Source organism: Metaclostridioides mangenotii, assembly GCF_017873185.1.
GTDB classification, from domain to species: domain Bacteria; phylum Bacillota; class Clostridia; order Peptostreptococcales; family Peptostreptococcaceae; genus Metaclostridioides; species Metaclostridioides mangenotii.
Genome location: NZ_JAGGJX010000002.1, coordinates 363,275 through 376,285, shown reverse-complemented (window position 1 = coordinate 376,285; position 13,011 = coordinate 363,275). Strand labels below are relative to the sequence as shown.

The window sequence follows — 13,011 nt, the reverse complement described above, 5'->3', positions numbered from 1 at the left end:
TTTCACATTAAACTCTTCCTGCAGGATCATTTTTAAATGATACATGAGTAGATGGCTTATAGATTACAAGAATTTAACAAATATTATTCCAATAATCGTCAATACTATAGCGGCAATCCTTCTATTATCAATTTTTCTTTTTTGTAAATTAAACATTCCAAATTGATCAATTGCTAATGCCATAATCATTTGCCCCAATAAAAAAATCATTGTAGTTGCAACCGATCCAAGTACAGGCAATAAGATAATGTTACCTGTTACAATAAATATTCCAAATATACCTCCTATATATACCCAAACAGGGATACGTTTTTTTTCAGCGTCATACATAGGAAACTCTAAACGACGTTGAGTAATCAATATCAAAATAAGCAAGATAATTGCACCAACGAAAAAAGAAATAAAAGCAGCTCCTAAAAGAGAGCCAGTAGCAACACGAAGTTTTCCATTAATAGCTGTTTGTAATGGTGGTAAAAAACCGGCCAAAACACCTAAAATTACCCAAGTAATTTTACTACTCTTTTTCTCTTCTTCTAACTCCATAGTTAAATCTTTTTTCTTTTTAGATTGAACTAATGAAATAGCTAAAATCATAATGATAGCTCCGATTGATCTAGTAATACTAATAGGATTAGCTGGTACACCAAACCACTCAAAGTGATCGATTAGAATTCCCACAATCATTTGGCCAGTTACAGTTATTATTGTTGTAACTGAAGCCCCAAGTTTTGAAAATAGAATGATATTAGCAACATTAAAGCCAACACCAGCTATTGCTCCACCGATAAAAACATACAATGGATATGAAAAGTCAATCCCAACACTAATTCCTATTGGATCTACTATTAAATTTATAATTAGTAGTATCACCGATCCTAATGAAAATGCGATGAACGCAGCTGTTAAAGGTGTTTTTGAGTGAGAGCTCAAACGAGCACTTATAGATGCCTGAATGGGGAAAAACATTCCGATAATTATACCCATAATTAAATAAAGTATGATTTGCATAAATTTACCTCCATTTACTTTTTAATTCTAATGATTAGGATTAAAATTATTTTCTAAAATAACAATCATGTCAGTCTTTTAATTCTACCGTTCAAAGTATAGACAGATAAATAGACTTTTTCTATAATACAGTTTTATATTTAGAATTGATGAAAGATATTTAACTCAATTAAATTTGCTATTTATCCATGCCTATTTAAAACTATAATTAAAAGATATAAAAGACTCTTTATATCTGTAATGCATTTAAAAAAAGAGTGGATTATAAATCCACAGGTATTCTCTTAACAATATCTGATATTTTTTGATTCTTTAACTCCTCCTCCATTTTTTCCTCTGCCGAAAGCATTACTTTTTTTATAACACATTCTGAATAAGAATCTAAACAGCAATCAAATAAAGATGTTTTACCTTCAATAGCATGTATGATGTCCAAGAATGAAATATCTTCCCAATTTTGACTAAGGGAATAACCTCCGTTAACACCTGAAGAAGAATTAATCATTCCTTCCTTAACTAACTTAGTCAATATTTTAGACAAATACGTCGGAGAAACTTTTTGTTTTTCTGCCAACTCCTGTACACCGACAAGTTTATTGGGTGTATCCATTGCAAGAAAAAGTATGGTGTGAAGGGCATAATTTGTAGCTTTTGAATACTTCATAATGTATAAATCACCTCCAATAAAAGACTTAATATATCTATATTATCTTTTGTTCTGTCATTTGTCAAATAGTTTTTTGTGTACTTAGTGTTATTCCACCTTTTCAAATATTAAATTTTCTTTTAAATAAGCTACTATTTTTCCAGAATCAATATTATGCCCCTTGAAAGATATAGTTAATGACAGTAAAGTTATTCGAGGGAGTGAGCCCTCAATTTTTATATATTAATACAGAGTCCATAATTTCTCACTATATATAACATATTATGATAATTAGTAAAGGAATTTTAGATTCTTTGTAGAATAATATATATTAAAGCATTTACAAATAATATCATGTAGTTAAAACTAACATTGGTTTACAATTAGCCTTATTTAAATTACTTATAAAATAATATCACGGAGGTCAGGGGGGATTAAGTATGTCCAAAAGACTTTTTTCATATTTTATTCAGAATTTAATAGTGGATGATCTACTATGTTAGAATCAAGTATTTATTGGTCAACTCTTTTGGTAATTACTACAATTATAGAGTTTTCAGTCTTTAGATTTATCTTAGATAATATTAGTAATCTAATAAAAAGTAAAAAGATAGTGAATCTGTCTGTAGCTGGTGCCATTTTCATATCTGTTTATATGACATCAAACAATTTTATGTCGGACTTTAAGATAATAATACTTATTTTTATGACCTTTGCACTATACAAATTTAATTATGAAACTTCTATAGGTAAGAGTCTAGTTGTTAGTGTTATTTTCTGGTTAATGATAACAGGTATTGATTTAATGGGCAGTAGTATAGTTGTTATATTGAATTCAATTGATAATATGAATCTATTATTAGAATACAACGCATACAGATTAGAATTTATTATTTTAACCAAATCAATATTATTATTAATTATACCTATAGTAAAAGGTATTAAATTATCTTTTGAAATAAGTAAAAAAGAATATTTTTTTGTATCTATTCCTATTTTAACCAATTTATTAGTAGTTGGTGTGATTATATATTTTTTATTTGATGAATCAGTGACAGTTAACTATAATATTAGAATAATGATATTAATTATATCTATAATTTTGCTAATTTCAAATATATCTATAATTTTCATAATTTCTAAGATAGTGAAAGCAAATGAGCTAAGACATGTGAACAAGTTAATGAAAGTAAAAATTGGATTTCAACAAAAATATTATGTAGGCTTACAAAAAGCACAGTTAGGTATAAAAACTTTGTATGATACTCAAAATGATATTTTGGATATAATTCTTACTGAGAAAAAATCAATTTGCGATAATAGCAATATAAAACTTATTGTAAATATTGATTTCTCAATATGCGATTTTATCGAAACATCTGATATATGTAATATATTTTCTAATATGGTAGAACATTCAATAGAATTCTGTAACAAAGTAAAAGGTAAAAGTGTACATAAGAAAATTAAAATTTCGGGAAAAGTTGTTAATAATTTTTTTGTTATTAAATGCGTTAATACTATTGATCATCTTAAATTAGTTAACAACACAAATACAAATGAAATAGATTTCTATGAAGATGTAGGAATGAATTCCATTAAACTTTCACTTAAAAAGTACAGTGGTGAGGTTGTTATAACATCTGAAAAAGAGTTGGTTAAGACAATACTTCTACCATTAGTTAAAAATTGTACTGATTTTAAGCCTGAAACAAATTAATGACATAAGAGAGGTATGGAAAAATGGTTGAGTCATATGCTAATAAAATTACTTTATATTTAATTAAAAAAGAAACAATTGATGCTGATGATTATGAGCTTTATCAGTATGCTTTTGAAACAATAGTTGCTTTAATCATGCAGTTATCTACTATATTAATAATAGGATTTGCTTTAAATAGATTTACTGAGACTCTTTTATTTTTAGTATTTTATTGCCCAATTAGACAGTTCTCTGGTGGATTCCATGCTGAAAATTATAAAAGATGTTTGCTATTTTTCGTTACAATATATATAACTAATATATATTTGATGAATAAGTTAATTAGTATGAAGTCAACTACAGCTGTTATAGTACTAGCTTTTATAAGTTTTATTGGAATATGCTTTCTTGCTCCACAAGAGCATAGACATAATCCTTTAAGCAGTGAAGAAATAAAAAAATATAAAAAAATAGTAATGTATTTGTGTAGTTTTTTATTAATAATTTCAGTAATAGGTATTAATTTCGTACTAACATATGAGTATGCAATGTACTTATCGTCTGTTATAGTATGGATTTTTATAATGTTAATTTTAGGTCTAATCAAGAAAGGAGTGACTAACTTATGAAAAAAGATGTAATGTCAACATTATTAGAGGGGGTTGGTTCTTTGGCAATGAGTACTCTTAAATTATCAGCTAACTCTACTTCTGCAGTATTATCTCACCAACCAAAACTACCAAAAAATTTAAATCAATTTAAGAAAAAAAGTGAGTAAAAAAGTGAGTAAAAAAATATAAAGGGCTGTCTCAAAAATAATTTTTGAGATAGCCCTTTATATTTTCAGGCGAATCTTATTGATTAAAAATTTACTGGTATACCACACATTTGCCAATTTCTATTCTCCTTTTTCCAAATGTTTTGTGTTTTGTATAGTACTCAATTTCTCTGTCAAAGATTTTTCAACTCTAAATGATTTTAAGTCTGAACGATTTTTACTAAACTAACTAGTTCTTGTCATAATTTTTTCCAGATAGCTTATATGTTGTTCTAGAAACACCCTATTTTTCAGCAATTGCCTTTATTGGCATTCTAAAAGCCCTTAAAATCTAATAAATGGATTTTAAGGGCTTACTATATATCACTATATCTTTTAATGTGTTTTTAGAAGCTAGTTAAATTTCTCTTTTAAAAACGGCTAAACCTTCCATCAAATGTATATGAACTAATTCCCAACCTTCTCTACCTAACGGATTGAAAAATTCTTCTAGTGCTTCTGCTTTATTTTTACTTGCTAATTTTATATTAATACCATCTTGAGCATATAACTGTATAAATTTATATTCAAATTTTTTCATTTGCCATCTCCTTTTTAATCAATATTATATCAAATAAAGTTATCCTCATGCTAATTATTACTAGTAATTTTTAAATTTCAGTTTAGGAACTAGTTTAGAAGTAGTACAAGGCATATGGTTCCCAAAGATGCAAATATATTAATAACTTTATTAAGTTTTAAATCTGATTTAAATATTTTATTAAGTATAAAGTAGATTAAAATTCTATAACTCCGCATAATAAGGGGCAAACTTAATTATTTTAAGTTTACCTTATTATTAATAAAGTTATAATGCTCTATTTTCGATTTTAGCTATCGACCCGATTGTCTCAAGATTATTTAGTGTGTCTTATTTCTCTCCCACTATAATTATACCATAAATATATATTTTTTTTTAGACTTGGAATATGGCTCCATTTCTATATAATTTATAGATAGGATTAAGTTAGTTAGTTAATTTATATATTCAAGGAGGATATACGATGAGTTTAAATAGTTATGAATGGAATCTTGAAAATGAATGGTTGCAAAAAATTCTTAAAGAGGCTAAAAGACAACTTGATAAAAAACGTGATACTAAAGATAAGTTAAAAAAAGAGGCTATAGAAACACAAAGAGAACTATGGGATGACTTAGGGTCTATTTCTATAGAAAATGGATTAGATCAACTTTCAGATTTCATATCATATATGGATATTATGAAAAATCAAAAAAGAAGCCATGAGTTTACCCAAAAACTTGAAGCAAAGTATGAAAAAATGCTTATATCTCCTTATTTCGGTAGAATTAACTTTGTTGAAGAGAATGAATCCGTTACTCAAAAGTGTTATATTGGATTATCAAATCTTATTGATGAAGATTATGATTTTCTTGTGTATGACTGGAGAGCACCTATTTCAAGTATGTTTTATGACTATGAAACTGGACAAGCAAGCTATGAATGTCCAGAAGGGGTAATCTCTGGAGAAATCACTGGCAAAAGACAATACAAAATCATCAACGGAAAAATTGAGTATATGTTCGACAGTAATCTAAGTATTGATGATGAAATGTTACAAGAGCTTTTGAGTAAAAACTCTGATGATAAAATGAAAGGTATAGTTACAACTATTCAGAGAGAGCAAAATCAAGTAATTCGTAATGAAGATTATAAAAATTTAATTGTACAAGGAGCTGCCGGAAGTGGAAAAACTTCTGTAGCACTTCATAGAATTGCATATTTACTATATAAACACAAAGATACAATAACACCTCAAAACATAATAATATTTTCTCCAAATAATATTTTTAACGACTATATTTCAAATGTATTACCTCAACTTGGTGAAGACAATATGTATCAAACTACTTTTAAAGACTTTATGCATAAAGAGTTAAGTAATGAATTTAAGAAAGAGACCTCTTCAGAAATGATGGAATATATACTTGATTCAAATGAAAAATTAACCTATCAAAATAGAATTAAAAATATAAAGTTTAAAACATCAATAGAGTTTATGAACATTTTAAAACAATATATAAATTACTTGGAAACAATAGATAGAGATTTTGAAGATATTATTGTAAGAGATAAATTAATAATTTCCTCTGAAGGTATACAAAAGCTATTTTTAAATGATTATTTAAATCTACCACTTAAAAGAAGATTGAAAAAAATAAAATCAAGAATTATCTTTCTTATTGAACCATATGAAAAAGCTTGGATTGATGAAGTATATCAAGAACTTGATGAATCGGGAGATTTTATAGATAAAGAAGAAATGATAGAAAAAAGTACATTAATTGTAAAGAAAAAGTTAAAAGATATCTATGCTAAAATTTCACAAATGACAGAATTTAATTTAATCGAGATTTATAGAAACCTATTTAAGAATTTAGATACATTTTTAAATAAAATAAATATTGAATATGATAAGAATTTTATAGATCATATAAAGACTTACACAATAAATAATTTAAATGCAAAGAGACTTTATTATGAAGATCAAGTTGCACTTTTATACTTAAAAGGGGCACTTGGGGATATTCCAAATACATCACAAATTAAATATGCAATTATAGATGAGGCACAAGACTATACTCCTCTACAATATGAAATATTTTATCAACTTTTTAAATCTGCCAATATGACTATATTAGGAGATATAAACCAATCAATTAATCCATTTATGAATGTTGGAAATTATAATAATATTTATAATATATCAAAGAGTGACACTTGCATAATAAACCTAACAAAAAGTTATCGTTCAACAATGGAAATCACTAAATTTTCAAGAAATCTTCTTCTCGAAAATATAAATGACGAGTATGTTGAAAGACATGGTGATGAGCCTAATGTTATTGGTTTCTCTGATGAAAATTCTATGAAAAAAAAGCTTATTGAAGATATAAAAGATTACAAGCAAAAGAATTATAAATCTATTGGTATTATTACAAAAACAGCACGTGAAACTAGAGATGTATATAGCTTATTGAAAGCAAATGATATCGATGTTAAATCTATAAAAAAAGATGATGACGAGTATACAAATGGTGTATTAGTAATACCTTCATATCTAGCTAAAGGTCTAGAATTTGACGTAGTTCTTATATATGATGCAAGTAATAAAAATTATAACAGCGAAGATGAAAGGTTACTCCTTTACACTTGTTGTACAAGAGCTCTTCATGTATTAAATATATATTATTTAGGGGAAATTACTTCTTTGTTAAAATAATAACTTTCAATTATAGAGGGTTTATATACTATACAACAATTAGTTGATAATGATTTTAATGCTTTTTTCTTGCAGTTAAAATACAATACCTCCTTATATTACACTTTTTATAACACTGTTATGCATTAGTATAATATAAGGAGGCTAATTCTAAAATCTATTTTTTAAAATCTAGTTCTTCATATATTTAAGAATGAGTTGTCCATCTATTATGTTTACCACTTTATCTGCATTACCTGAGATGCTTTCATTGTGAGTAATCATAATTAATGTCTGATTGTATTTCTTTATCGATATTTTAAGCAGCTCGACTACTTCTTGTGTTGTCTTTGAATCTAAATTTCCAGTAGGTTCATCTGCCAATATCAAGCTTGGTTTAGCAGACAAAGCTCTTGCAATAGCTACCCTTTGTTGTTGACCACCTGACAGCTGATTTGGCAAGTGATCTTGTCTATCTTCCAATCCTAGTGTAGTTATAATTTCATCCAGATAATCATTATCTATATGTTTGTTGTCCAACTTTAGTGGGAGTTCTATATTTTCTCTTACGTTTAAAACTGGTATCAAGTTGTACTGTTGAAATATGAAACCTACCTTTTGTCTCCTGTACTTCGCCAGTTCTTTATCTGAAAGGCAACATATATCTCTACCGTCCACTTTTATTGTTCCCGAGCTTGGTCTTTCAAGCCCTCCTACCAAATGAAGAAATGTACTTTTTCCACTTCCGCTCGGTCCTACTATTGCGACGAACTCGCCTTTTTCTATGTTTAGGTTCGCATCTTTTAATGCTCTAACTGCTGTTTCTTTTTTTCCGTATATTTTACTTAAATTTATTGTTTCTAATATGGTCATAGTTCTTCCCCCTATTCTACAATATTTATAGATTCTACTATATCGACTTTCTTGATTTTTCTGGCTGGTATGTACGTCGCAAGTAATCCTATTATTACGTTTAATGCTATTAAAATTAGATAGATTTTGTAGTTTATTGCAAATTCCATTCCATATTGTTCAAATCCGTAAGTTTTATACATTCTCAATTGCATTATCAATCCTAATACTGTGACCACTAAACTCGAAATTATTCCATACAAAATCCCCTCATAGGTTATCATATTCTTAAAATTATTTTCCTCTAATCCAACCGCTCTAAGCATTCCAAATTCACTTGTTCTTGACGTCAAACTGTAACTTATACTATTTATTATATTGAACATACTTATTACAAAGATTACTGCTACTATTCCATAATTATATATTTTGCTTTTTAAAGCCATCTTTTGTGAGTTTTCTTTGTCCTTTGCTATATCAATTGTCAATACCCCAGTTTGTTTTCCACTTATTTTACCTAACTGTGTATTTATTGACTTTCTATCTGCTCCTTTATCCATATTGGCATAAATAATACTGTAGTTGTTTACATCAGTCAAACTACTCAGGTAATTATCACTTACAATCACATCTACACTTTCACTTGTATACAAATTATCATCTGCGTATGGATAGTCTACAATGCCCCCTACTGTAAACTCAAATTCTTCATACTCGTAATTATCTTGTCCTTTCCAATAAACCTCTGGGTCTGCCTTACCTTTTGGCATTTTCACCTTTATAGTATCTCCAATTTTTATATCCATCAGTGGTTTACCTGTATTATGATTTACTACGTCACTACGCCCTTTATATGGTTCAACTACATATGGGTTATATACTATAGCTGTATTATTATTTTTCATTTTATTAACATCAATTTTCCCTTCTACTAAGTATTTACTTAGAGAATTAAGCATACTAGTATTAAACCCTTTGAGTTTTTGCTTTATCAATATATTGTCGCTATCCTTATCATTCATCAATAAACCATCTAAAACTTTTTTGGTATACATTCCTTTCTCCCTGTTTTTAAAGTAGTTTGGCTCTAATATATCTTTTTTATTTGCAACCATCCTAGTATAAAAAATTTTAGCAGCTTTCACTTCGCTTATTCCTTTAATTTCTTCTATTTTTTTTACCTGACTAGCATCTATCCCTGAATTTTGATCTATTGCACCATTTGCACTTAACACAAAATCCCCATTCATAAATGTCTCCATATTGCTTACCTCTTTCATCTTATCGCCCCTAGAGAAAGCATAGTCTGTCTTTATAATCATCAACCCTCCGATGGACATTGATAATATTATAATAATAAAACCAACTTTATTTCTGAATATATTCTTAAAAGAGATCGATTTTGTAATATCTAAATTTCTTCCTATGATTGTTACTAACTTGCTTATTTTAATATTTTTATTCGATCCAAAGTTTCTTCTTATAGCTTCTACGGGGCTTATCCTTCTTATCTTCATGAAAGTAAATAAACTTATCATAAAAACCAGTAACAATGTACAACCTACAGATAGTATAATTACATTTATAGGAATTATAAAAGGCGTTGTCTTTAAAGCTCCATAAAATTGCACATTTCCTGACAGTTTATTAAATATTTGAGCCCCTGCCATACCGATTAGTATTCCAATAGGCATTGCAAAAGAACTCAATAACAATAGTTCATACAACATCATTTTAAAAATCCTTGTGTTTGTTGCTCCAATAGCCCTTAGCATCCCATAATCCCTTATTCTCTGATATACAGATATACTATAAATACTATATATTACAAATGCAGCAAAAATACTAACTGATATCGCAGTGTTTCTGCTTTCATTATCAATAGCTCCGTTATTTGATACTGAATCTACAAGCATTCCATTGATACCAACATTATCTTTTTTATCAACCATTATCATATTTGATAAATCATCAATATTTTTTCTTATTTCTGATCCTTCTTTAAATTCTACATTAGCTCCTATTTTATTTCCCTTATATGTATCTAGAGATAAAAACATTTCACATCTTCCAACACTTTTATCCTTGTATCTATCTTGTAAAATCCCTACTATTTTAAAAGTTTCTGTTTTTTTCTTCTCATATAACTTAAAAGTTATCTCTTGATTCAATTTTGGTTCAAGCCCCATACTGTTTAAAATCCAAGCTTCGACAACTACCTCGTGATCTTTTTGTGGAAACCTTCCCTTAACTATCTTTGAGTCACTTTTCAGATAATTTTGATCAGCATAAACAAAATTTATAGGTATTTTTTCCCCAACATCTGTTGATGCGTAATAAGACTCTATACCAATACTTTTGATCTCTTCATTTTGTATAATTAGTTTCAATTGATCGCTATTTATATCTTTATACCTAACATGATATATTCCCAACTCCCTCTTCATCAAGTCTAGATCAGCCTGCTGAGCACTTCTCGCCAAAGTACCTACCCCTACAATAAGCGCTGTTCCCATAACAATACTCAATATAATGGCTATAGATCTAGCTTTGTAGCTTTTTATATACTTAAACACGAGATTTAAATCATTCTTCATTCGCCTCAATTCCTTTCCTATTATTTAACTTAATTATATAAACTAAAAAATATTTATCAAACTTCCAATTTGCTAGATTTTATAACTTATTTGTATCAAATCCCCCAACTAAACTCAATAAACTGCACTGTATTTGTAGATTTCCACTTTTTACTTATTATTTTATAAATGATATAATTCAAATATCAAACGAAAGAGGAGGTGACGGTTATCAACACGCTTGTATATCCTTTATTGTCATTAGCTTTATTTGTTATTGTCGGAATTATATCAAACAGATTTACATTTTTTAAGAATTTTAGTTTTATGAAAAAAGCTTGTTTTAGCGCCATCATCTCGATAGCATCTACCATTTTAATCTCCAAAATATACAATAATATATTTGATATATTTAGAGGCGAACTATTTTTGCTCGGTCAATTTTTAACTATACTTACAATAATCTCAATCCTTATGTGCATTTATATAGGATTTAAATTTCTATCTCTTCTTGAAAATTTAAATGAACAGGATTTTAACTTGGAAAAGCAAGAAAATAAACTAGAACATAAGGACAATATTATAGCTAAACTAAGAAGTCAAAAACACGACTATCTAAAACACCTTCAGATCGTCTTTTCTCTAATTAACACCGACCTGATTGACGATGCTAAAGAGTATATAAAAAATATATCAAACAGCTTTAAGACACAAAAGTCACGCTACGGAAATGTGTCGTATATTGATGCTATAGCTGCATTAAAATATGAAGAATGTTTACTGAAAAACATAAAATTCGATATGTACATACAAGATTTTATAGATAATTTAAGTATACCACCAAATGAAATGAGCTCAGTACTTATTAACATAATTGACAATGCTATCGATGCCCTGTCTACTGTCTCAAAAGAGAATAAATACATTAAAATTTTTATATATGAGGATGAATTTCAGTACGTTATATCTATAAAAAATAACGGACCTAAGATTTACAATACGAAGGGTATTTTTGAAGAGGGATTTTCTACAAAGGACGGTAAAGATAGGGGTTATGGACTTTTTGCTATAAAAAATATACTCGAAAAGTACGGTTACTATATTTTTGTAAATAGCGATGAATTCTTAACTGAATTCACTATCTTAATTCCGAAATACATATAATATTATGGAGGCATTATGATTAAAGTTTTAGTTTGCGATGATGATAAAGCAGTAAGATATGATATAGAAAATATAATAAAAGAATCTGGACTAATAGACTATGTAAAAAAAGTCGATGACGGACTAAAAGCTATAGAATTTATTAAGTACGAAAAGATAGATCTGCTGATAATAGATATTGATATGCCACATAAAAATGGAATCGATGCCGCAAAGGAAATCAAATCTTTGGACAAAGATGTACACATAATATTTGTAACTGGATTTTCTGATTACAGCTTAGAGAGCTTTAAAGTGCATCCTATAGATTTTATCGTAAAGCCATTTACCAAAGAAAAAATACTCGACTCTTTAAATATTGCTATCGACCAAATAAATTCTCATAAAATAGCAGAAAGCAGTATTATTGAAGACAGTTTATTTGTGTACAAAATTAGAAAACAGATTCACATGATAAACTTCGACGAAATAGTTATGTTTGAAAAAAAAGCTAGAGCAGTGAATTTATACACTAAAGATGAGGACATTGTTAAGTTTTATGAGAATTTCGATGAGCTTTCAAAAAGACTTCCTCCCAACTTTTTTGCAACTCATAAAAACTATATAGTTAATTTAAAACTCATACATAAAGTAATTCCCATAAACAAAAACTCCCTAGAAATACGTTTTATAAACTTTCAAGAGAGCGCTACTTTAAGCAAAGCTTTAGAAAAAGAATTTCTGTACAGATTTTACAGAACTAAGAAGTTTTAGATATTGATTTTTCAGCAATCATAAGAAATAGTCAATATCTTTTAATTGTGAGAAAATTTACAATATATATATTTTTTTATAATTTTTTATTGACTTATAATTTTTTCTAGATTATAATAAATCTTAACCAAAAAAGGCACTTAATTTTGCCAAACTAATATCTAAAAATATGAATGGAGGGTAATTATGAATACTTTAATAAACAAACAAGCACGATTTAGTTTTAATAGCCAATTTATATTGGGTTTGTAACTAAGTTATTATTTTGAGAA

General features: G+C 27.9%; 11 protein-coding genes. 6 read left to right on the top strand and 5 right to left on the bottom strand.

Annotation, left to right across the window (positions count from 1 at the left end; all coding sequences use genetic code 11):
- Window positions 1-63 precede the first annotated feature (63 nt).
- Both J2Z43_RS07840 and J2Z43_RS07835 read right to left on the bottom strand, forming a co-directional pair.
- Entirely contained in the window at window positions 64-1,008 is a 945-nt protein-coding gene (locus J2Z43_RS07840) for a DMT family transporter (RefSeq protein ID WP_209456669.1), read from the bottom strand.
- A 262-nt stretch (window positions 1,009-1,270) separates the two neighbouring features.
- Window positions 1,271-1,672 (bottom strand): Rrf2 family transcriptional regulator, encoded by a 402-nt coding sequence (locus J2Z43_RS07835; protein WP_209456668.1) that lies wholly within the window; start codon window positions 1,670-1,672, stop codon window positions 1,271-1,273.
- Between the two features lie 478 nt (window positions 1,673-2,150).
- Here J2Z43_RS07835 and J2Z43_RS07830 point away from each other — a divergent pair, with 478 nt between their 5' ends.
- The 3 genes from J2Z43_RS07830 to J2Z43_RS07820 are packed head-to-tail and all read left to right on the top strand — an operon-like array spanning window position 2,151 to window position 4,134.
- Window positions 2,151-3,374 (top strand): GHKL domain-containing protein, encoded by a 1,224-nt coding sequence (locus tag J2Z43_RS07830; protein ID WP_209456667.1) that lies wholly within the window; start codon window positions 2,151-2,153, stop codon window positions 3,372-3,374.
- 23 nt (window positions 3,375-3,397) lie between these two features.
- Window positions 3,398-3,985 (top strand): accessory gene regulator ArgB-like protein, encoded by a 588-nt coding sequence (locus tag J2Z43_RS07825; protein WP_209456666.1) that lies wholly within the window; start codon window positions 3,398-3,400, stop codon window positions 3,983-3,985.
- Window positions 3,982-4,134, top strand: coding sequence for a cyclic lactone autoinducer peptide (locus tag J2Z43_RS07820; protein ID WP_209456665.1), 153 nt, complete (start codon window positions 3,982-3,984; stop codon window positions 4,132-4,134). The genes J2Z43_RS07825 and J2Z43_RS07820 overlap by 4 nt, the downstream gene beginning before the upstream one ends.
- A gap of 397 nt (window positions 4,135-4,531) precedes the next feature.
- Here the strand turns inward: J2Z43_RS07820 and J2Z43_RS07815 are convergent, their stop codons facing one another.
- A complete protein-coding gene (locus J2Z43_RS07815) occupies window positions 4,532-4,714 on the bottom strand; it encodes a DUF4177 domain-containing protein (protein WP_209456664.1) in 183 nt (60 codons plus the stop codon).
- 463 nt (window positions 4,715-5,177) lie between these two features.
- Here J2Z43_RS07815 and helD point away from each other — a divergent pair, with 463 nt between their 5' ends.
- Window positions 5,178-7,415 (top strand): RNA polymerase recycling motor HelD, encoded by a 2,238-nt coding sequence (gene helD, locus J2Z43_RS07810; RefSeq protein ID WP_209456663.1) that lies wholly within the window; start codon window positions 5,178-5,180, stop codon window positions 7,413-7,415.
- A gap of 171 nt (window positions 7,416-7,586) precedes the next feature.
- Here the strand turns inward: helD and J2Z43_RS07805 are convergent, their stop codons facing one another.
- Together J2Z43_RS07805 and J2Z43_RS07800 are read right to left on the bottom strand one after the other, a co-directional pair.
- Entirely contained in the window at window positions 7,587-8,267 is a 681-nt protein-coding gene (locus tag J2Z43_RS07805) for an ABC transporter ATP-binding protein (RefSeq protein WP_209456662.1), read from the bottom strand.
- A gap of 11 nt (window positions 8,268-8,278) precedes the next feature.
- The gene (locus tag J2Z43_RS07800) at window positions 8,279-10,843 is read right to left on the bottom strand and encodes an ABC transporter permease (RefSeq protein ID WP_209456661.1); all 2,565 of its coding nucleotides are present in this window, start codon (window positions 10,841-10,843) and stop codon (window positions 8,279-8,281) included.
- Window positions 10,844-11,149: 306 nt separating this feature from the next.
- Between J2Z43_RS07800 and J2Z43_RS07795 the strand changes: the two genes are divergently transcribed.
- Together J2Z43_RS07795 and J2Z43_RS07790 are read left to right on the top strand one after the other, a co-directional pair.
- Window positions 11,150-11,986, top strand: coding sequence for a sensor histidine kinase (locus J2Z43_RS07795; protein ID WP_234926162.1), 837 nt, complete (start codon window positions 11,150-11,152; stop codon window positions 11,984-11,986).
- 15 nt (window positions 11,987-12,001) lie between these two features.
- Entirely contained in the window at window positions 12,002-12,739 is a 738-nt protein-coding gene (locus J2Z43_RS07790; RefSeq protein WP_209456659.1) for a LytR/AlgR family response regulator transcription factor, read from the top strand.
- The last annotated feature ends 272 nt before the right edge of the window (window positions 12,740-13,011 follow it).

Coding starts and splice junctions, on each gene's coding strand:
- J2Z43_RS07795 (WP_234926162.1), top strand. CDS start 11,150: ATGAAAAAAGCTTGTTTTAGCGCCATCATCTCGATAGCATCTACCATT.
- J2Z43_RS07805 (WP_209456662.1), bottom strand. CDS start 8,267: ATGACCATATTAGAAACAATAAATTTAAGTAAAATATACGGAAAAAAA.
- J2Z43_RS07815 (WP_209456664.1), bottom strand. CDS start 4,714: ATGAAAAAATTTGAATATAAATTTATACAGTTATATGCTCAAGATGGT.
- J2Z43_RS07820 (WP_209456665.1), top strand. CDS start 3,982: ATGAAAAAAGATGTAATGTCAACATTATTAGAGGGGGTTGGTTCTTTG.
- helD (WP_209456663.1), top strand. CDS start 5,178: ATGAGTTTAAATAGTTATGAATGGAATCTTGAAAATGAATGGTTGCAA.
- J2Z43_RS07790 (WP_209456659.1), top strand. CDS start 12,002: ATGATTAAAGTTTTAGTTTGCGATGATGATAAAGCAGTAAGATATGAT.
- J2Z43_RS07825 (WP_209456666.1), top strand. CDS start 3,398: ATGGTTGAGTCATATGCTAATAAAATTACTTTATATTTAATTAAAAAA.
- J2Z43_RS07800 (WP_209456661.1), bottom strand. CDS start 10,843: ATGAAGAATGATTTAAATCTCGTGTTTAAGTATATAAAAAGCTACAAA.
- J2Z43_RS07830 (WP_209456667.1), top strand. CDS start 2,151: ATGTTAGAATCAAGTATTTATTGGTCAACTCTTTTGGTAATTACTACA.
- J2Z43_RS07835 (WP_209456668.1), bottom strand. CDS start 1,672: ATGAAGTATTCAAAAGCTACAAATTATGCCCTTCACACCATACTTTTT.
- J2Z43_RS07840 (WP_209456669.1), bottom strand. CDS start 1,008: ATGCAAATCATACTTTATTTAATTATGGGTATAATTATCGGAATGTTT.